Source organism: Lysobacter avium (assembly GCF_015209745.1).
Taxonomy (GTDB): Bacteria; Pseudomonadota; Gammaproteobacteria; order Xanthomonadales; family Xanthomonadaceae; genus Novilysobacter; species Novilysobacter avium.
In genome coordinates this window covers 1,002,049-1,020,304 of record NZ_CP063657.1, presented here as the reverse complement: position 1 = coordinate 1,020,304, position 18,256 = coordinate 1,002,049, and the positions used below count along the sequence as shown (strand labels likewise).

Annotated in this window: 19 protein-coding genes, 1 tRNA gene and 1 pseudogene; 4 read left to right on the top strand and 17 right to left on the bottom strand. The window is 65.4% G+C overall.

Annotated features, from left to right (window positions below):
* Positions 1 to 53 precede the first annotated feature (53 nt).
* From INQ42_RS04675 to dxs, 3 genes are all read left to right on the top strand, one after another.
* Positions 54 to 761, top strand: coding sequence for an HNH endonuclease (locus INQ42_RS04675; protein WP_194035356.1), 708 nt, complete (start codon positions 54 to 56; stop codon positions 759 to 761).
* Positions 762 to 851: 90 nt separating this feature from the next.
* Complete coding sequence (locus INQ42_RS04670) at positions 852 to 1,988, top strand: hypothetical protein (RefSeq protein ID WP_194035355.1); 1,137 nt, start codon at positions 852 to 854, stop codon at positions 1,986 to 1,988.
* 86 nt (positions 1,989 to 2,074) lie between these two features.
* Positions 2,075 to 3,994: a 1-deoxy-D-xylulose-5-phosphate synthase gene (dxs, locus tag INQ42_RS04665; RefSeq protein WP_194035354.1), complete on the top strand. Its 1,920-nt coding sequence runs from the start codon at positions 2,075 to 2,077 to the stop codon at positions 3,992 to 3,994.
* 119 nt (positions 3,995 to 4,113) lie between these two features.
* Here dxs and INQ42_RS04660 read toward each other — a convergent pair.
* From INQ42_RS04660 to INQ42_RS04610, 11 genes are all read right to left on the bottom strand, one after another.
* Positions 4,114 to 4,190, bottom strand: a tRNA-Pro gene (locus tag INQ42_RS04660).
* Positions 4,191 to 4,285: 95 nt separating this feature from the next.
* Positions 4,286 to 4,642, bottom strand: coding sequence for a MerR family transcriptional regulator (locus INQ42_RS04655; protein ID WP_043958492.1), 357 nt, complete (start codon positions 4,640 to 4,642; stop codon positions 4,286 to 4,288).
* The gene (locus INQ42_RS04650; protein WP_043958540.1) at positions 4,635 to 4,937 is read right to left on the bottom strand and encodes an integration host factor subunit alpha; all 303 of its coding nucleotides are present in this window, start codon (positions 4,935 to 4,937) and stop codon (positions 4,635 to 4,637) included. The genes INQ42_RS04655 and INQ42_RS04650 overlap by 8 nt, the downstream gene beginning before the upstream one ends.
* Before the next feature lie 59 nt (positions 4,938 to 4,996).
* Positions 4,997 to 7,390: a phenylalanine--tRNA ligase subunit beta gene (gene pheT / locus INQ42_RS04645; RefSeq protein ID WP_194035353.1), complete on the bottom strand. Its 2,394-nt coding sequence runs from the start codon at positions 7,388 to 7,390 to the stop codon at positions 4,997 to 4,999.
* 16 nt (positions 7,391 to 7,406) lie between these two features.
* Entirely contained in the window at positions 7,407 to 8,417 is a 1,011-nt protein-coding gene (gene pheS / locus INQ42_RS04640; RefSeq protein WP_194035352.1) for a phenylalanine--tRNA ligase subunit alpha, read from the bottom strand.
* 105 nt (positions 8,418 to 8,522) lie between these two features.
* Complete coding sequence (rplT, locus tag INQ42_RS04635; RefSeq protein ID WP_194035351.1) at positions 8,523 to 8,882, bottom strand: 50S ribosomal protein L20; 360 nt, start codon at positions 8,880 to 8,882, stop codon at positions 8,523 to 8,525.
* A 13-nt stretch (positions 8,883 to 8,895) separates the two neighbouring features.
* The gene (gene rpmI, locus INQ42_RS04630) at positions 8,896 to 9,093 is read right to left on the bottom strand and encodes a 50S ribosomal protein L35 (RefSeq protein ID WP_043958488.1); all 198 of its coding nucleotides are present in this window, start codon (positions 9,091 to 9,093) and stop codon (positions 8,896 to 8,898) included.
* Between the two features lie 240 nt (positions 9,094 to 9,333).
* Complete coding sequence (gene infC / locus INQ42_RS04625) at positions 9,334 to 9,855, bottom strand: translation initiation factor IF-3 (RefSeq protein ID WP_084227701.1); 522 nt, start codon at positions 9,853 to 9,855, stop codon at positions 9,334 to 9,336.
* Positions 9,856 to 9,920: 65 nt separating this feature from the next.
* On the bottom strand, positions 9,921 to 11,822 hold the full coding sequence (gene thrS, locus INQ42_RS04620; protein WP_194035350.1) for a threonine--tRNA ligase: 1,902 nt from the start codon (positions 11,820 to 11,822) through the stop codon (positions 9,921 to 9,923).
* 278 nt (positions 11,823 to 12,100) lie between these two features.
* Entirely contained in the window at positions 12,101 to 12,778 is a 678-nt protein-coding gene (locus tag INQ42_RS04615; protein WP_194035349.1) for a hypothetical protein, read from the bottom strand.
* A 55-nt stretch (positions 12,779 to 12,833) separates the two neighbouring features.
* On the bottom strand, positions 12,834 to 13,163 hold the full coding sequence (locus tag INQ42_RS04610) for a hypothetical protein (RefSeq protein WP_194035347.1): 330 nt from the start codon (positions 13,161 to 13,163) through the stop codon (positions 12,834 to 12,836).
* Positions 13,164 to 13,348: 185 nt separating this feature from the next.
* Here INQ42_RS04610 and sctU point away from each other — a divergent pair, with 185 nt between their 5' ends.
* Positions 13,349 to 14,413 carry a type III secretion system export apparatus subunit SctU gene (gene sctU / locus INQ42_RS04605; RefSeq protein WP_194035346.1) on the top strand — a complete coding sequence of 355 codons (1,065 nt, stop codon included), beginning with the start codon at positions 13,349 to 13,351 and terminating at the stop codon, positions 14,411 to 14,413.
* 36 nt (positions 14,414 to 14,449) lie between these two features.
* On the opposite strand, the gene sctT is transcribed toward sctU, so the two are convergent.
* From sctT to INQ42_RS04580, 6 genes and pseudogenes are all read right to left on the bottom strand, one after another.
* Complete coding sequence (sctT, locus tag INQ42_RS04600) at positions 14,450 to 15,232, bottom strand: type III secretion system export apparatus subunit SctT (protein ID WP_193986679.1); 783 nt, start codon at positions 15,230 to 15,232, stop codon at positions 14,450 to 14,452.
* A gap of 76 nt (positions 15,233 to 15,308) precedes the next feature.
* Positions 15,309 to 15,575: a type III secretion system export apparatus subunit SctS gene (gene sctS, locus INQ42_RS04595; RefSeq protein WP_043958481.1), complete on the bottom strand. Its 267-nt coding sequence runs from the start codon at positions 15,573 to 15,575 to the stop codon at positions 15,309 to 15,311.
* Between the two features lie 51 nt (positions 15,576 to 15,626).
* Positions 15,627 to 16,310, bottom strand: coding sequence for a hypothetical protein (locus INQ42_RS13000; RefSeq protein WP_407070799.1), 684 nt, complete (start codon positions 16,308 to 16,310; stop codon positions 15,627 to 15,629).
* A pseudogene (locus INQ42_RS13090) lies at positions 16,287 to 16,493 on the bottom strand (EscR/YscR/HrcR family type III secretion system export apparatus protein); the annotation flags it as partial. The pseudogene INQ42_RS13090 and the gene INQ42_RS13000, both read right to left, overlap by 24 nt.
* Positions 16,494 to 16,523: 30 nt before the next feature.
* Entirely contained in the window at positions 16,524 to 17,645 is a 1,122-nt protein-coding gene (gene sctQ / locus INQ42_RS04585) for a type III secretion system cytoplasmic ring protein SctQ (RefSeq protein ID WP_194035344.1), read from the bottom strand.
* Positions 17,638 to 18,255, bottom strand: coding sequence for a response regulator transcription factor (locus INQ42_RS04580; protein ID WP_194035343.1), 618 nt, complete (start codon positions 18,253 to 18,255; stop codon positions 17,638 to 17,640). The genes sctQ and INQ42_RS04580 overlap by 8 nt, the downstream gene beginning before the upstream one ends.
* Between the last annotated feature and the right edge of the window lies 1 nt (position 18,256).

The following is an 18,256-nucleotide window of genomic DNA, read 5'->3' as shown; positions in this document are numbered from 1 at the left end:
TGGGAAATCGCTGCAGACAAATCGCTTCGGTTCGGGTATATGCTCGATTTCTCATGGAGACCGACACAGTGATGCAACGCGTGGCCGGGCCCGGAACTCCCGCCACGTCTGAGCGCCGGTGGGACCCGGATGTGTCGGCGCTTGCCCCGCGCCATGCGCTGGAACAGCTCAATTCAGTGCGCCTGCTTTCGCTTGATGCGCACGGACGGGTGCTGGACTGGATGAACTGGCAGCACGCAGCCTGCCTTTACGCGCGCGATGCGGTTGCCTGGACCCTGGGTGATCCCTGCCTGACGGTGCACGGTGGCCTCAACCGCCGCAGCGGCGAGGCCAGCATCCTGCGCCTGCATCCGATTGTGGCGGCGCGCGGTCACGCCAGCGCCCGCGCGGCCAACCCGACCCCGACGCTGACCAACGCCGCGCTCTTTGCCCGGGATGCCCACCTCTGTCTCTACTGCGGCGGGCAATTCAACCGTCCACACCTGACCCGCGATCACGTGAAACCGGTCTCACGCGGCGGTCGCGACGTCTGGGAAAACGTCGTCGCAGCCTGCTTCCACTGCAACTCGCGCAAGGGCAGCCGGACGCCGCAACAGGCGAACATGCCACTGCTCGCAGTGCCCTACCGGCCCAGTTGGGTCGAACACCTGATCCTGTCCAACCGCCACATCCTTGCCGACCAGATGGCATTCCTGAAGAGCCAGCTGCCGAAAAAACACGCCCGCGACCGCCTGCTCGTCCGGAGTTCACAAACTGCTTGAATTCGTGGTCGCCGCGGTTGCGTTCGGCCAACGCCGGACGCTTCATTGACGCCCGTACCATGCTCCGCGACACTGGGTGATTGTTAAGACATGGACTCGACAATGGCCCTCACACTTGGCCTGACCGGCATGGATCCGGCCACGGAAGCGTCGCTCAAGGTGGCTTTCTCCATTGCCAACTCCCAACTCGCCGGAGCTTGGGAGTTGCTGGCCAATGACACGGCCGACCATGTGATCGTCGACATGGACAGCATGTACGGTCCGATGAGCTGGCTGCGTTTGCACGCGGCCGGCAAAACGGTGATCGGGCTGACTTCCGCCCCTCGTACCCAGGCCGACTATCGCCTTGCGCAACCCTTCGACGCGGCATCGGTGCAGCGGCTTCTCGTGGAGCTGGCGCCTGAAGTCGTCAACGGCGCATCCGAGCATGCCGAGCCTGTGCCCAGCGGTCTCAGCCCTGCGCCCCAGCCGCAGGATCAGCTGCCGAAAGAACAGCGGGTTCCCGCCGACGAAGAGACCAGTCCGCGCGACGGCCTTGACGCTGCCCGGGTTGTGACCAATGAGCTGAACGACCCTTCCGAACCTGCCAGCGCGGCGTCCGCGGCGATCATGCCCGCGGCCACCAATCCAGCGCTGCACACTCCGCCGTTGGACCCTGCACCGGCACCAGTCGAACCGCGTACGCTCACCGAATGGCTTGCATCCGGGCGAATTACCGGCCAGGTCGGTTTCGAGCGAGAGGGACTCAAGCTGCTGCTTGACCTGGACCGGCGCGAATACTTCGGACCGGCAACCTTGAAGCCGTTGGGTGCGCACGTCACGACCGATACGGACGCCGCGGATTTCACCGTCATTACCGACTGGGAAAAGGAGGTCGCGGGGCTCGGCGCTGCGCAACCGCTGTCGCGCCTGCTCTGGTTTGGTGGCCTCATGTCCGGCGGCGGAAAGCTCCTCCCCGGCTTTGACCCGCAAGCCCGCTTCCTGATGCTGAAGTGGCCGCAAACCGAACGCGAATTTCCCCGCCACTTCCGTATCGCCACGGTGATGATGAAGGGCGCGGCGGCATTGGACGAGATTGCCGACGCGAGCGGCGTCTCGGTCGGTGACGTCACCGATTTCGTCAATGCCAATCTGGCCACCGGTTTCGCCGAAGTGGAACGCCCGCCCGAACCCGAACCCGAGCCGCGCAAGCCCACCGGCCTGTTTGGACGCTTCCGCGGCCGCTGAACTCCACCGGCAGCGCAGCGCCGGGTCGCCTTGCCCCGCCGCGACCCGGGCGGGACAATGGCGTACCACCGTCCGACACCGTATTGATGATCGATCCGCAACGCTACCCCCGCCTCTCGCGCATCCAGGTGCCCGCCGACCTGCGCGAGTTTCCGGAGCAGGAACTGCCAGCCATCGCCGATGAGCTGCGGGCGTACCTGATCGAGCAGGTCGCGCAGTCCGGCGGACATTTTGGCGCGGGCCTGGGCGTGATCGAGCTGACGGTGGCGTTGCACTGGCTCTACGACACCCCCACCGACAGGCTGGTCTGGGACGTGGGCCATCAGACCTATCCGCACAAGATCCTTACCGGTCGTCGCGACGTGATCCAGACCGTCAAGCAGAAGGACGGCGTATCGCCTTTCCCCAAGCGCGGCGAATCGGAATTCGACACCTTCGGCGTCGGCCACAGCTCGACCAGCATCTCGGCCGCCCTGGGCATGGCGCTTGCCCTCCAGCGCGCCGGCGACGAGCGCAAGGTAGTGGCCGTCATCGGGGATGGTGCGATCACCGGCGGCATGGCCTTCGAGGCGCTGGCGCACGGCGGCGGCATGGGCGATGAACCCGACGGCATCGAACCCAACCTGCTGGTCATCCTCAACGACAACCAGATGTCGATCTCCGAGAACGTCGGCGGCGTGACCCGCATGCTCGGACGGTTGACCGGCAGCCGCACCCTCAACGCGCTGCGCGAGGGCGGCAAGAAGCTGCTTGGCGACAAGAACCGCCCGGCGGCGAAGTTCGTCAAACGCTGGGAAGAGCAGTGGAAGGGCATGTTCGTCCCCTCGACCATGTTCGAGGAGCTCGGTTTCCACTACACCGGCCCGATCGATGGCCACGACATGGAAGCCCTGGTTGGCATCATGAAGACCCTGCAGGGGATGAAGGGCCCGCAGCTGCTCCACATCATCACCACCAAGGGCAAGGGCTACGAGCGCGCCGAGGGCGACCAGATCGGCTATCACGCGGTCGGTCCGTTCAATCCAGAGCTCGGAATGGTCAGCAAGGCCGGCGCGAAAAAGGTGACCTACACCGACGTCTTCGGCGACTGGATCTGCGACATGGCCGCCGCCGACGACAAGCTGATGGGGATTACCCCGGCGATGCGTGAAGGCTCCGGCCTGGTGCGTTTCAGCAAGGAGTATCCGCAGCGCTATTTCGACGTCGCCATCGCCGAGCAGCACGCCGTCACCCTGGCGGCCGGAATGGCCTGCGAGGGCGCCAAGCCCGTCGTCGCGATCTACTCGACCTTCCTCCAACGCGGCTACGACCAGCTGGTTCATGACGTGGCGCTGCAGGAACTCGACGTGCTGTTTGCGATCGACCGCGGCGGCGTTGTGGGACCGGATGGTGCAACGCACGCGGGCAACCTCGACCTGAGCTACCTGCGCTGCGTGCCCAATATGGTGGTCATGGCGCCGGCGGACGAGAACGAGTGTCGCCAGATGCTGTCCACCGGCTTCCGCTTCAATGGCCCCGCTGCCGTTCGCTATCCTCGCGGCAGCGGTCCGGGCGTTGCCGTGCAATCCAGTCTGGATGTCCTGCAGATCGGCAAGGCACAACTGCGCCGGCGCGGCTCGCGTATCGCCCTGCTCGCCTTTGGCTCCCTGCTGCCTGCAGCGGAAGAGGTCGGCGAGGCACTGGGGCTCACCGTGGTCAACATGCGCTTCGTCAAGCCGCTTGACCGGGCGCTCATCCTGCACCTTGCGGCAGACCACGAGGGATTCGTCACGCTGGAGGACAACGTTGTGGCCGGAGGCGCCGGCAGCGGTGTCGCCGAGCTGCTGGCGGCAGAGGGCCTGAGCGTATCGATGCTGCACCTGGGGCTGCCGGATGCGTTCCAGCCGCACGGAAGCCGCGAGGAACTCCTGGCCGAGGCCGGTCTGGATGTCGCAGGCATCCGCGCTGCAATCGTCCAGCGCTGGCACGACATCGACAGCGCGCCGCCGCGCACCGCGGCGATCTGAGCCTTCCTGGCCGCGGCGGGGCCGCGCCGTCCATCCCCGGCGGGCAGAGGCGTGCCGTTCAATCGCGCAAAAAGAATGCCCGCGAAATCTCCGCGAGCATTCTGGCAAATCACAGGAATTGGTCGGGGCGGCCGGATTTGAACCGACGACCACTTGTCCCCCAGACAAGTGCGCTACCAGGCTGCGCTACGCCCCGAAGTTGTTGCCTTCCGCCGCTGTTTTGGCGACGGATAAGTATAGCCGAAAATCAACAGATCGCGAGCCCTTCAGCGTGTTCAGGATGAAGGCTTGTCATCGACGAAGCATCTGCAGCACTTCCTCCAGTTCCATCCGGACCTGCCGGATGATCTGCGTGCTCAGCGCTGATTCGTCCTTGGCCTCCTCCCCTTCCAGCCGCAGCCGCGCGCCACCAATGGTGTATCCCTGCTCATACAGCAGGCCGCGGATCTGGCGGATCATCAGCACTTCGTGGCGCTGATAATAGCGCCGGTTGCCGCGACGCTTGACCGGCTTGAGTGAAGGAAATTCGGTTTCCCAATACCGCAATACGTGCGGCTTGACGTCGCACAGCTCGCTGACCTCGCCAATGGTGAAGTAGCGTTTGGCCGGGATCGGCGGAAGTTCGCGGTTGCTGCCCGGATCAAGCATTTTCAGTACCGGCGTAGGATTCGACGCGTTCCTTCAACTTCTGTCCGGGGCGGAAGGTCACCACGGTTCGGGCCGAGATCGGAATCTCCTCACCGGTTTTGGGATTGCGTCCAGGCCGCTCCTTCTTGCGCCGCAGATCGAAGTTGCCGAAGCCGGACAGCTTGACCTGGCGACCGCTCTGCAGCGCCTGGCGGAGGGAATCAAAGAAGGCGTCGACGAATTCCTTTGCCTCACGCTTGTTGAGGCCGACCTCGTCGAACAACCGCTCGGCCATTTCAGCCTTGGTCAACGCCATTGTCCGCTCCATCCCCTGCTGCTGTGTGCCGGTTCGCCAGCTGAAGGCCGAAAACCGGCTCAGTCCCGAATCTTCGCTGCGTGATCGGAAAGCATGGCGGTCGTGACGGAAGCCACGACGCGATCGACGTCAGACTCGATGAGCGTGCGGGATTCTTCCTGCAAAATCAAGCCCATAGCAAGACTCTTGCATCCGGATTCCACCCCACTGCCCTGGTAGCGGTCAAACAGGACCAGATCGCGCAGGACAGGGCCGGCCGCTTTGCGGACACTGCGCGCAACCTCGCCCCAAGGCACGCCTTCGGGTAGCACAAATGCCAGATCCCGCCGCACTGAGGGATACCGCGAGCGCGTGCTCGCCTTGGGCACCGCTCGGGATTGCAGGGGCTCCAGATCCAGCTCGAAGGCGATCACGTCGACATCGATTTCCAGGGTCTGCAGCAAGCGCGGGTGCAGCTGGGCAATCCAGCCCAGCGGCGTGGCCTGGCCTGCCTCGGCTCTACGCAGGACACGCGCACAGCGCCCGGGATGCGCCCAGGGCGTGACGACGGGCTCGTACTCCAGGCGCGCGCCGGACAGCGCGGCGAGGCTCTCCAGATCGCCCTGCAGATCGTGGAAGCCAACCTCGCGCGACGGGTGGCCCCACTGCTCGGTGGCCGCATCGCCGCAGGCCACCGCTGCGATACGCTCGATGTGCAGCGGCGCCTCGCCGTCCGCGGCAGTGAAGACATTGCCGAGCTCGAACAGGCGGACACGGGACTGCTGTCGCGCGGCATTTCGCGCCAGCGCCGAGACCAGACCCGGCAGCAGCATCGTGCGCATTACGCCGAGCTCCGCGCTGAGGGGATTGGCAATGGCCACCGCGCCCTCCGAAGCGGTCCACGAGTCGAGCAGGTCGCCACCGACAAAGGCGTAGTTGATCGCCTCCAGATAATCACGCGAGGCCATGTGCCGACGGATATCGCCGCCGTCGACCATGGTTTCGGTAGGGGCGGCGAGTCGCGACGCCCCGCTGGGAAGCGTAGTGGGAATGTTGTCGTAGCCGTGGATGCGGGCGACCTCCTCGATCAGGTCCTCCTCGATCGCGATGTCGAAGCGGCGGCTGGGAGCGATGACCTGCCAGCCCTCTTCCAGCGCTTCCACCTGCATTCCGAGCGCGCGGAAGATGCGTTCGACCCGCGGACCGGGTACCTCGATGCCAAGTACCCGTGCCAGCCGCGCACGGCGCAACACTATCGGCTGCGGTTGCGGCAGATGCTCATGCAGCGCCGCCTCGACCACCGGGCCCGCGCTACCGCCGGCGGCATCAAGGATCAGCGCGGTGGCGTACTCGATGGCGATGCGCGGAAGTTCGGGATCCACGCCGCGCTCGAAGCGGTGGCTGGCGTCCGTGTGCAGGCCGAGCTTGCGGCTGCGGCCGATGATGGCGGCGGGCGCAAAGTGTGCGGCCTCCAGGAACACGCTGCGGGTCGCCTCGGTCACGCGGGCGTCAAAACCGCCCATGATCCCCGCCAGCGCGATCGGCATGTCGGCATCGGTAACCAGCAGGAACTGCGGGTCGAGCGCGGCGTCGCGGCCATCCAGTAGCTTGAGCCGCTCCCCGTCGCGGGCGCGGCGGACACCTACCGTGCCGCCGCTGAGCAGGTCCCGATCGAACGCATGCATCGGTTGGCCGAGCTCCAGCATCACGTACTGGGTCACATCCACCAGCAGCGATACCGGGCGCACGCCGCTGCGACGCAGGCGCTCGGCCATCCACAGCGGGGTGCGTGCAGTCGCGTCCACATCACGCAGCACCCGACCGCAGTAGCGCGCTGCGTCGGCGCCGGCATCAAGCTGGATCGACAGCGCGTCCTCAATGCGCGCCTCCACCGGGTCCACGTTGAAACCGGATACGGCAGCATCCGCGGCTGCCGCCACGTCGAAGGCGATGCCGCGCACGCCGTAACAGTCGGCGCGGTTGGGGGTCAGCTTGATCTCGATGGCCGAATCGGGAAGGCCCAGCAGATCGCCTACCGGCGTGCCGGGAGCGGCATCGGCGGGCAGTTCGAGCAGCCCGGACGCATCGCTGTCGGTGCCCAGTTCCTTCGCCGAACACAGCATGCCGAAGGACTCGACGCCGCGCAGTTGGGCGGCCTCGATTTTCATGCCGCCGGGCAGAACCGCCCCGACTTTCGCCAGCGGGGCCATCAGGCCGGCGCGGGCATTGGGCGCACCGCAGACGATCTGCACCAGCTCACCGTCGCCGGCATCGACCTGGCACACCTGCAGGCGGTCGGCCTCCGGGTGCTTGTCCGCCGATACGATCCGCGACACAACGACGTTGTCGAGGCCGTCGCCGATACGAGTGACCTCCTCCACCTCCAGGCCGATCGCGGTGAGGGTGTCGACCAGCTCGTCGTGGCTGGCAGTGGTAGATACGTGCTGGCGCAGCCAGTTTTCGGAAAACTTCATTCAATCGATCCCTGGCTTACGCGAACTGTTTCAGGAAACGCACGTCGTTCTCGAAGAAGCTGCGCAGGTCGTCGACGCCGTAGCGGAGCATCGCAAAACGCTCCACGCCCAGGCCGAACGCAAAACCGGTGTACTTCTCCGGGTCCACGCCGATGTTGCGCAGCACGTTGGGATGGACCATGCCGCAGCCCAGGACCTCCAGCCAGCGCATGCTCCCATCGGGCTGCTCCCAGGCAATGTCGACCTCGGCAGACGGCTCGGTAAACGGAAAGTAGCTGGGGCGGAAACGCATCTGGAAGTCGCGCTCGAAAAACGCCCGCACGAACTCGGCAAGCGTCCCCTTCAGGTCGGCAAAGCTGGCGTGCTCGTCCACCAGAAGACCTTCGACCTGATGGAACATCGGCGTGTGGGTCTGGTCGCTGTCGCTGCGATAGACCTTCCCGGCGGCGATCATCCGCAGCGGCGGGGAATGGTCCTTCATGTAGCGCACCTGCACGCCGGAGGTGTGCGTGCGCAGCAGGCGCGCGACGCTACTGCCGTCGGGACGCATGTAGAAGGTGTCGTGCATCGCCCGCGCCGGATGATGCGGCGGAAAATTCAGGGCCTCGAAGTTGTGCCAGTCGTCCTCGATCTCCGGCCCGTCGGCGAGTTCGAAACCCAGTCGCCCGAAGATGTCGGTGATCCGCTCCAGCGCCCGGCTGACCGGGTGCAGTCCACCGCGCGAGGCGTTGATTCCGGGCAGCGTTACATCGATGGTCTCAGACGCCAGTCGGGCATCCAGCGCCGCTTCCTGCAGCGTGTCGCGACGTGCGTGCAGCGCCTCGGTGACGGCGTTGCGGGCCTGGTTGATGGCCTCGCCGGCTGCCTTGCGCTGGTCGGCGGGCAGGGTCCCCAACTGCTTGAGCTGGGCGGTGATGCTGCCGGACTTGCCCAGCAACTCCACTCGCAGCGACTCCACTGCGGCGGGGGCGTCGGCGGCGGCAATGCGCTCCAGCGCCTGGGCGGTGAGGGTTTCGATTGCGCTCATGCCTGTTCCAGAAAAAAACATGGGGAAGGACTTGCGCCCTTCCCCATGCGTGACTCTCGTTGCTGACCGGCAGCGCGGACAATGCCGCGTACCGATGCCGCACGTTTACGCTGCGAGCGCGCCCTTGGCCTTCTCGGTCAGCGCGGCAAAACCCGCTGCGTCGTGCACGGCGATGTCCGCCAGCACCTTGCGATCAAGGGTAATGCCGGCCTTCATCAGACCGTTGATGAAACGGCTGTAGCTCATGCCGTTCATGCGGGCAGCCGCGTTGATGCGGGTGATCCACAGCGAACGGAAATTGCGCTTCTTCTGCTTGCGGCCGATGTAGGCGTACTGCTGTGCCTTGATGACGGCCTGATGGGCGACGCGATAGACCTTGCGACGGGCATGGTAATAGCCCTTGGCGAGGTCCAACACCTTTTTGTGGCGACGGCGCGCCTGTACACCACGTTTGACTCGTGCCATTTCTCAGTCCTCCTCAGGCGTACGGCAGCATGCGATTGATACGGCCGGCATCTTCCGGGCGGGCGTAATTCGTCTGCCTCAGGTTGCGCTTCCGCTTGGTCGCCTTCTTGGTGAGGATGTGGCTACGGTTGGCGTGGCCGCACTTGAACTTGCCGGACGCGGTCTTGCGAAAACGCTTGGCCGCCCCACGGTGGGTTTTGATCTTGGGCATTGCGAAGGTCCTTTCGGGTATATGTCACTGACATGGGCGGTGGCATGGCCACACTTTCCGTCCTGCCCGTATCGGTCGGTAAGTCATTGATCCGAAAAGGATCAGCAACAGGTCCTGATACTGCAAACAACAAGCCCGGCGAACCGGGCCGCCCATTATGCCGGCACCGCAGGGTGCGCGCAACACAAATGGGGAATGGCGTCATCCGGGTTTGCGGCTGCCAGGCGGCAGCACGCGGAATTACTTTTTCTTCGGCGCGATCATCATCACCATCTGACGGCCTTCCAGACGGGGACGCGATTCCACGACGATGTCCTCACCCAGGTCCAGCTCGATCCGGTCCGCCATCTGGCGACCGAGGTCCTGGTGGCGCATCTCGCGGCCACGGAACCGGATGTTGACCTTGATCTTGTCCCCGTCTTCCAGGAAACGGCGCATGTTGCGCAGCTTGATCTGGTAGTCGCCTTCATCGGTGACCGGGCGGAACTTGATTTCCTTGATCTCGACCTGCTTCTGCTTCTTCTTGGCCAGATTGGCCTTCTTTTGCAGATCGAAGATGAACTTGCCGAAATCCATGATGCGGCACACCGGCGGATCGCCGTGGGGCTGGATTTCCACCAGGTCGAGACCTGCTTCCTGGGCGAGCTCAAGCGCCTCGTCGCGTGAAAGCACGCCGACCTGTTCGCCATCGCTGCCGATCACGCGCACTTTCAGCGCGCGGATCTCCTGATTCTTGCGGTTCCGCTTGTCGGGGGTACTGATGTTGCAATCTCCGGTATGGGTCGTTCGGCCGCACGTGCGGCCGACACAGTATGGACGACGCTGCCTTAGCGGGCGTCTTCGTTACGTAAACGCGCGGCGAACTCGGCAACGGACATCGAGCCAAGATCTTCCCCCCCACGCGTGCGCACCGCGACCAGGCCGTTCTCCTTTTCGCGGTCTCCGACCACGAGCAGGTACGGCACGCGCTGGAGCGTGTGCTCGCGAATCTTACGGCCGATTTTCTCGTTGCGCAAATCCTTTTCCACCCGGAACCCTTGATCTGCAAGGGATTGGGCCACTTCTGCCGCGTAACTTGCCTGGGCGTCGGTGATGTTGCCCACCACCGCCTGTACCGGTGCCAGCCAGGCCGGAAAGTGGCCGGCGTGATGCTCGATCAGGATGCCGATGAAGCGCTCCATCGAGCCGACAATCGCCCGGTGCAGCATGACCGGGTGCTTGCGCTGGCTGGACTCATCGATGTATTCCGCGCCAAGGCGGCCGGGCATCATGAAGTCGACCTGCATGGTCCCCAGCTGCCAGGTACGGCCGATCGCGTCGCTGAGGTGGTATTCGACCTTCGGGCCGTAGAAGGCGCCCTCGCCGGGCAGCTCCTCCCACTCCACCCCGGTGGCACGCAGCGCCAGGCGCAAGGCCTCCTCGGCCTTGTCCCAGGTCTCGTTGTCGCCCATGCGCGGCTCCGGGCGCAGTGCCAGCTTGACCTGCACGTCGGTGAAGCCGAAGTCCTCGTACACCTTCATCGCCTGCTGGTGGAACGCGGTGACCTCGGACTCGATCTGCGCCTCGGTGCAGAACACGTGGCCATCGTCCTGGGTGAACCCGCGCACGCGCAGGATGCCGTGCAGCGCACCGGACGGCTCGTTGCGATGGCAGGCGCCGAACTCGCCGTAGCGGATCGGCAGGTCACGGTAGCTGTGCAGGCCGTGGTTGAAGACCTGGACGTGGCCCGGGCAGTTCATCGGCTTGAGCGCGTAGGTGCGCTTCTCCGACTCGGTGAAGAACATGTTCTCCTGGTAGTTGTCCCAGTGGCCGGACTGCTTCCACAGCGAGACGTCGAGGATCTGCGGGCAGCGCACCTCGTCGTAGCCGCTGTTGCGGTAAACGCCGCGCATGTACTGCTCCACCACCTGCCAGATCGCCCAGCCCTTGGGATGCCAGAACACCAGACCCGGCGCTTCCTCCTGCATGTGGAACAGGTCCTGCGCGCGCCCGATCTTGCGGTGGTCGCGCTTCTCGGCCTCCTCCAGCTGCAGCAGGTGCGCCTTCAGGTCCTTGTCGTTGAGCCAGGCCGTGCCGTAGATGCGGCTCAGCATCTGGTTGTTGTGGTCGCCGCGCCAGTACGCACCGGCGACCTTCATCAACTTGAAGCTGCGCAGCTTGTCGGTGCTGGGGACGTGCGGACCGCGGCACAGGTCGGTGAACTCGCCCTGGCTGTAAAGCGAGAGGTCCTCGCCGTCCGGGATCGAGGCGATGATCTCGGCCTTGAAGTGCTCACCGATCCCGTTGAAGAAATGGATCGCGTCGTGGCGCGACTTCACTTCCCGGCTCACAGGCAGCGCTTCCTTGGCAATCCTGTGCATCTCCGCTTCGATCGCTGGCAGGTCTTCAGGGGTGAAGGGCCGTTCGTAGGCGAAGTCGTAGTAGAAACCGTTCTCGATCACCGGGCCGATCGTGACCTGGGTGCCCGGGAACAGACGCTGCACTGCCTGGGCGAGAAGGTGCGCGGTGGAATGGCGGATCACCTCCAGCGCGTCGGGATGCTTGTCGGTGACGATTTCCAGCGCGGCGTCGCCGGTCAGGCAGTAGCTGGTATCGACCAGATCGCCATCCACCTTGCCGGCCAGCGCGGCCTTGGCCAGTCCCGGGCCGATGGATGCGGCCACGTCGGCGATGCTCAGGGGTGCGTCGAATTCACGGCGGCTGCCGTCGGGAAGGGTGATTGCGATCATGGCGGTATCTACAAAGAGTCTGGCTGGAGGTCGGAAAAACGTCCGACCCGAAAAGAGAAAAGCGCCCCCTGGGCGCCTGCATCGAAATGGAAGCCCGGGGCGGTTCTAGCGTTGGATGCGCGTAGTGCTCATGTCACACACTCGACCGGCACGTGGGTGCGGGCCACCTTTGCAGGATGGGGCGGCGAAGTCTCACCGCGTGACCTTCTAATATTGGGGACCACGACCTCCAAGTCAACGGCCACGGGCACGGCGGGCAAGCAGAGGCCCGTCTGCGACTAGAGATCATGGACGACCCACTGCCCTTCCCGTGAGTCGGGAGCAACCCCCAGCGCCGCGCGCGCCACCTCTTCGGGCGATTTCCCCGACTGCCACGCGACCGCCATGGCGGCGAGACGTTCGCGGGTGGTCCGGGTGTAGGCGCCTTCCAGCTCGTTCTGGGCGTCAACGGCGAGCTTCTGCGGATACAGCCGACGCGCGTCCTCGCTGTGGTTGAGCAGCGCGACCAGACGTGAGGTCGCCTGTACAAAAGCGTCGCGACCGAGTAACTGGCGCTGGGTGCGTTGCAGGTGCCACACCGCCAGGTACTCCAATGGGCCCAGCAGACGTTGCGGCGTGGCGCCGAAGAAGTTGCCGGAAAAGGTGCTGGCCGCGACCGGCGTCTTGCTGTCGGGCAGGCCGGTCGCGCCCCAGGAGCTCAAGGCACCGCCGGGCAGGTCCATGCGGCGCAGCGCCAGCCCGAAGGTATCGGCAAGGAGCCGCTGCGCGCGCAGATCGTCGCTCTCGGCAATCACGCCCAGTATGCGCAGGAAGACGGGATAGCGCGCTTCGCCCAGACGGCGTGCGAGCCGCTTGAGCACGCTCAGCCGGTACTCGGGATCCGAGTGCGACGCGAGCGCTGCCACCAGGCTGGCCGAAGCCGAGCGCAGTCCGTCGGACGAAGGAATGTCATTCATGGGGCAACCGGTCTCCGCGCAGGATCCAAACGCTGCGTCGGGCCGATGCTAGCCCTCAGCCGAGTGCGGCGACTACCGCGTCGACGCCGGCATCGACCGCTGATGCCAGGTCGAGGCGACCGAGCATGCCCTGAAGCGCCATGTCGCTGGACAACATCCGCTGCCCGCCAGCCACACCGTCCCATGCCGCCACGCCCAGCGCCTGCTCGCCGGCATCGACAAGAGCGGGAGGCGCGTGGCTGCGTAATCCTGCGGCTTCGTCGATCGCAGGAGTGGCAGTCGGCAGTTGCGCGCCATGGCGTGCAGGATCATCCAGCGCAAGACGGTCGGCGAGCGATTGCAGGCCGGCGCGATCAAGTTGTGGACTGTTGCCGATGCTGTTCATGCGTTTGCGTTGGCCTCGATAACACCCGGGAACGGAGGGATGGCTGAAATGTACCGCGTGTGGCCGACCCTGGCATCTGGGGTAACTACCAGGGTGCTGCCGGCGTATTCAGGTCCATCCGCAGGCTGTCGGAACCGGCGTGGGCACATGCTAGCCTCTGATCCTCCCAGAATCGAGGGCCGCCCGTGTCGGAGAAAGACAAAGGCGCCGACAAGACCGAGCCCCCTACCCGAAAACGCATCCTCGATGCGCGCAAGGAAGGCAACGTCTCCAAGAGCCGCGACCTCACCGGGACCGTGCTGGTGATGGGCTGGCTGGTGACGGCATGGATGCTGGTGGGCTCCATGCACGCGCGCATCAACAACCTGTTCGAACAGAGTCTGGCGACCCTGGGACAGCCCTTTGAGACCAGCCTGCCGCTGCTGGCGCAGACCGCGATCGAGACCTTCCTGTGGCTGATGCTGCCGCTGCTCGCGATGTCGCTGATGCTGGGCCTGCTGATCGAGTTCCTCCAGGTGGGGCCGTTGCTGAGCTGGGAGAAGGTCAAACCCAAGATGGACAAGCTCAACCCGGTGGAAGGCATCAAGAAGATGTTCTCGATGGACAACCTGGTGGACTTGGTCAAATCGATCATCAAGTCCACCGCGCTGATCGGGATTGGCTGGATCGTCGTACGCGCGATGCTTCCCGACCTGCTCCAGCTGCCGACCTCCCCGCCCCAGGCGATCGGCGCAGCGTTGTGGCAGGGCCTGTCGCGGATCGTGATCTGGACAATCTGCGTGTTCTTCTTCATCTCCGCGCTGGACACCTCGTACCAGAAGTACTCGTACCTGAAGAACCTGCGCATGAGCCGGCGCGACATCCGCCAGGAGCTGAAGGACAGCGAGGGCGACCCGCACGTCAAACAGCGCCGTCGCCAGTTGCATCAGGAGTGGTCGCAGCAGAACATGATGCATGCCGTGCGCGGAGCCAACGTCGTCGTGACCAACCCCACCCACATCGCCATCGCGCTGCGCTACCAGGACGGCGAGACCGACCTGCCGATTGTCGTCGCCAAGGGCGAAGGCCATACCGCCGAGATGATCCGCCAGGCAGCTGAGGAAGCCGGGGTTCCGATCCTGCAGAACATTCCACTGGCGCGCGGGCTGCACGAGAAGGTCGCGCTGGACGACCACATCAGCAACGAGTTCTTCGAGGCCGTCGCCGAGGTCCTGCACTGGGCCGAGGGCGTGCGCGACTCGCGCGACTGAGGCCGGTCTGGGCAGCGCACCGTCACTGCGGGACGGTCAGGAAAACACCCGGTTGAGGACTTCCAGCAGGGCGCGGTTCTCACCCAGTTTCTTCAGCACCATCTCCACGTACACCCCCATCAGCAGCAGGATCATCCCGGTCGCCACCCAGGCCTTGATCGGCAGCGTCAGCGCGAACACGTTCAGCTGCGGCGCGTAGCGGTTGACCAGTCCGAAGGACAGATCCACCAGCAGCAGCAGGATCAGCGCCGGCGAGGCCATCACCAGCAGCGCGGTCATCAGATAGCTGAACTGGCCGATGAACAGCTCCCTGCCCTCGGCCTGGATCTGCGGGAAGTAGGACATCACCGGCCACAGCGCGTAACTGGACAGGAGCAGGTCGAGGAAGATCAGGAACGCGCCGCTGGCCATGAACAGCCAGGCCGCCAATTGCGACAGGAACTGCCCATGGGGCGCCGCCTGGTGCCCCTGGATGGGATCAAAGATCGACGCCATGGCCATGCCGACCTGGCTGTCCATCAGGTTGCCGGCCGCACCGATCGCCCAGAACACCATGCCGAAACAGAATCCGATCGCCATGCCCAGGAAGATCTCCTTGAGCACGATCACCGGCCACATGGGTGCGCCCATCGCATCGATCGGCGCTCCGGCCATCGCAATCGGCAGTGCCACCACGGCAAGACTGACCAGGAAGCTGTTGCGCACCATCGCCGGGATGTTCTGCGAGGTGAGCAAAGGCAGCATCACGAACGCACCGATGACCCGCGGCAGCGTGAGTGCCAGGGCCAGCAGCGCATTGCCGACACCGTCAAAGGGCATCAGTCGGACTTCAGTGGCTGCGCCGGCCTGAAACCGTCGCGCTTGCCGACGAGTGCGCGCACGCCGGTCCGCGGGGTCATCGCCTGACCAGCCCGGGGAACTCGATGAACAGGCGCTCGGCGAAGGTAAACAGCGTCCCGCCCAGCAGGGATGCGGTGATGAACAGCGTGAGCACGATCACCAGCAACTTGACCGCGTAGGCGAAGGTCTGCTCCTGCAACTGGGTCGCCGCCTGCAGGAAGGCGATCACCAGCCCGAAGATCGCCGCCGCGGCGATCGGCGGTCCGGACAGGATCAGCACCAGCCACAGCGCCTGCTTGGTGAGCTCCAGCACCTCGTTCATGGCCGGACTCCGGAAATGCGCCAGGCGGGGCCACGACTGACGGCACCTGGCCTAGATCGCATACGTGAGCACCAGTCCGTGCACCAGCTTCGCCCAGCCATCGATCAGCACGAACAGCAGCAGCTTGAAGGGCAGCGAGACGATCGTGGGGGACATCATCATCATGCCCAGCGCCAGCAGGATATTGGCGACCACCAGGTCGATGATCAGGAACGGAAGGAAGATGAGGAAGCCGATCTGGAATGCGGCGGTGAGTTCGCTGACGGTGAAGGCCGGCACGATCACAATGAAGTCGTTGGCGGAGATGTCCGCCTGCCGCGCCGGTGGCAACAGCCGCTGCGCGCTGCGCAGGAAGAACGCGCGTTCGGTGTCGCTGGAATGCTTGATCAGGAACCCGCGCAGCGGCTCCTTGCCCACCTCGACCAGCTTCAGCAGGCGGGCGGTATCCATGCGCTCGCCCGGTGCCAGCGGCGGCAGTGCAGCGACGCCTTCCTGCTCCGCTTCCGCTTCCGCCTCCCCAGCTTCGGCAAGATTGTCGCCCTGGGATTGCGCGGCGACCTGCGACCCGGCCGGGCCCAGCATCTGCGCCGTGCTGTCCACCGCAACCTCGACGCCGGGAACCAGCGCCAGCGCGGCCGCAGCGGGGGTTTCAGGCGCGCCGGGTTGCGTGGCCGACGCGGTCGCACTGGTGGACTGGACCTGACCGGTGATCGCCGCGTGCGTGTCCAGCAGCACCGGATACATCACGTAGATCGACAGCACGATGGCCAGGCCGTTGATGACCACGTTGGGCGGGACCTGCTGCAGCCCGAGCGCGTTGCGCAGCAGGCTGAGCACCACCACGATCTTGGTGAACGAGGTCACCATCACCGCCACGAACGGCGCCAGCGCAAGGCTGACGACGGTGACGAGGATCAGCGCCGGGGAGAAGGAACTGAAGTCCACGCGTCAGCTCCACGCCAGCAGACGGATACCCAGCGTGTCGCCGACCGCGACCACCTCGCCGCGACCGACGTTGCGGCCATTGGCGCGGATCGCCACGTTGGCGCCTTCCAGGCGGCTGGCCAGCGGGAAGACGTATCCGGGTTGCAGGGCCGACAACTCGGCGATGCTCAGCTCGAGCTCGCCCAGTTCGAACCGCAGTTGGACCGGCAGTTGCTCAATACCCTCGCCGCCAACCGGGGCCTCCGCTTCCGGCTGCGCGCCGGCTTCATCGTTGCTGGTCATGGAACTCTCCTGAGGGGGTGACAAAGGTTCTGATGGGCCGTCCACGCGCCAACCCTGACCGTCGGACGCCAGCGGCCAGCGTCGTCCGCAAGCGAACGCGTGCACCGGCGGAGGCGCGCTCAGGCGACCGGCAACAACGACACTGCCCGGCGTGAGGGTCCGCCATTCGGCAAGGGGGATATCGGGTCCGGCAAAAGCAATCGCCACGTTGGCGGGCAAGCCAGGCCAGGCGCCCAGTGGCACCGGCGGATCCTCGCCGTACGGGTCTCCGGCGCGCGCAAGCAGGGGCGCCAGGCTGTCGACCGGCAGGCGCAGCAGCCCGCTCAGGCCCGGCGGCTTGGGCTCGTCGGGGATGTCGGGCTCTTCAACCACGAAGTCGAGCCAGACATCCCCGGAGTCCGCATCGGTCGCGACCGCTGCGGAGGACGCATCGGCCGCCTGCAGCACCGGTACCAGTGCCATTCCCAGCGCTTCGCTCAGGCGCGCCAGCCGGGATTCCTGGGCCAGGCTCCAGGCGAGCACGCGTGAGCGGCCCTCGTAATCGCTCCAGTGCAAGCCGGCACGCTCCGCCGACCGATCTTCGTCCAGGCGCAGCGCCATGCCCGTGCCGTCCGCATCGATGGCGAAGGTTGCGGCACCGGTATCGGGTACACCCGGCGAGAACAGCAGGCGGCCTCCATCGGCCAGATGCCATCGGCGCGGGTATTCGAACAAGGCCTGCAGCGGAAGCAGCTGCGACGCCGCGATTGACGGCACGCGCCCACGCAGCGAGGTGACCTTGGTCTCGGCTGCGGCGGCGTCGTCCCGGTTCGCCTCGATCGTTCCACTTCCCGCATCAGCCATGTCCGAGTGCCACCTTCATCAAATCGGGCACCGACCGTACCCCAAGCTTTGCCATCATGTTCGCCCTGTGCAGTTCAACGGTCTTGATGCTGATGCCGAGGATGTCGGCAATGATCTTGTTGGGCTTGCTCGCCACGACCAGGTCCAGCACCTGCTTCTCGCGCGGGGTCAGCTTGGCCAGCGCCACGGCCGCGCCTACCGGCTTGGCCAAGGCGGTGCGGATCGCCTCGATCAGCGCGTCATCGGAGAAAGGTTTCTCCAGGAAGTGTGCGGCGCCATTGCGCATCGCCTCCACCGCCAGCGGAACATCGCCGTGCGCGGTCACGAACACCAGCGGCAATGCGTTGTCTCGACGGCGCAGTTCGGCCTGCAACTGCAGGCCACTCATCTCGGGCATGCGGATGTCCGACACCAGGCATTCGGCCGGCGCCGAAGATGTCGATGACGCCGTCACGGCCGCATCCACCACCTCGGCGAGGAACTGCGGCCCCGAGGCATATTCGCGCACTTCGAAACCCGCGGTCTGCAGCAGCCATGCGATCGATTCGCGGAACGCGTCGTTGTCATCGACCAGATGGACAAGCGTTGCGATTGCAGCGACGTCAGTCATG

Coding starts and splice junctions, on each gene's coding strand:
- pheS (WP_194035352.1), bottom strand. CDS start 8,417: ATGAGCGCAATCGAAACCCTCACCGCCCAGGCGCTGGAGCGCATTGCC.
- rpmI (WP_043958488.1), bottom strand. CDS start 9,093: ATGCCCAAGATCAAAACCCACCGTGGGGCGGCCAAGCGTTTTCGCAAG.
- INQ42_RS04670 (WP_194035355.1), top strand. CDS start 852: ATGGACTCGACAATGGCCCTCACACTTGGCCTGACCGGCATGGATCCG.
- sctT (WP_193986679.1), bottom strand. CDS start 15,232: ATGCCCTTTGACGGTGTCGGCAATGCGCTGCTGGCCCTGGCACTCACG.
- thrS (WP_194035350.1), bottom strand. CDS start 11,822: ATGATCGCAATCACCCTTCCCGACGGCAGCCGCCGTGAATTCGACGCA.
- sctQ (WP_194035344.1), bottom strand. CDS start 17,645: ATGGCTGATGCGGGAAGTGGAACGATCGAGGCGAACCGGGACGACGCC.
- INQ42_RS04615 (WP_194035349.1), bottom strand. CDS start 12,778: ATGAATGACATTCCTTCGTCCGACGGACTGCGCTCGGCTTCGGCCAGC.
- INQ42_RS04675 (WP_194035356.1), top strand. CDS start 54: ATGGAGACCGACACAGTGATGCAACGCGTGGCCGGGCCCGGAACTCCC.
- INQ42_RS04650 (WP_043958540.1), bottom strand. CDS start 4,937: ATGGCGTTGACCAAGGCTGAAATGGCCGAGCGGTTGTTCGACGAGGTC.
- rplT (WP_194035351.1), bottom strand. CDS start 8,882: ATGGCACGAGTCAAACGTGGTGTACAGGCGCGCCGTCGCCACAAAAAG.
- INQ42_RS04580 (WP_194035343.1), bottom strand. CDS start 18,255: ATGACTGACGTCGCTGCAATCGCAACGCTTGTCCATCTGGTCGATGAC.
- INQ42_RS04655 (WP_043958492.1), bottom strand. CDS start 4,642: ATGCTTGATCCGGGCAGCAACCGCGAACTTCCGCCGATCCCGGCCAAA.
- dxs (WP_194035354.1), top strand. CDS start 2,075: ATGATCGATCCGCAACGCTACCCCCGCCTCTCGCGCATCCAGGTGCCC.
- INQ42_RS04610 (WP_194035347.1), bottom strand. CDS start 13,163: ATGAACAGCATCGGCAACAGTCCACAACTTGATCGCGCCGGCCTGCAA.
- pheT (WP_194035353.1), bottom strand. CDS start 7,390: ATGAAGTTTTCCGAAAACTGGCTGCGCCAGCACGTATCTACCACTGCC.
- sctS (WP_043958481.1), bottom strand. CDS start 15,575: ATGAACGAGGTGCTGGAGCTCACCAAGCAGGCGCTGTGGCTGGTGCTG.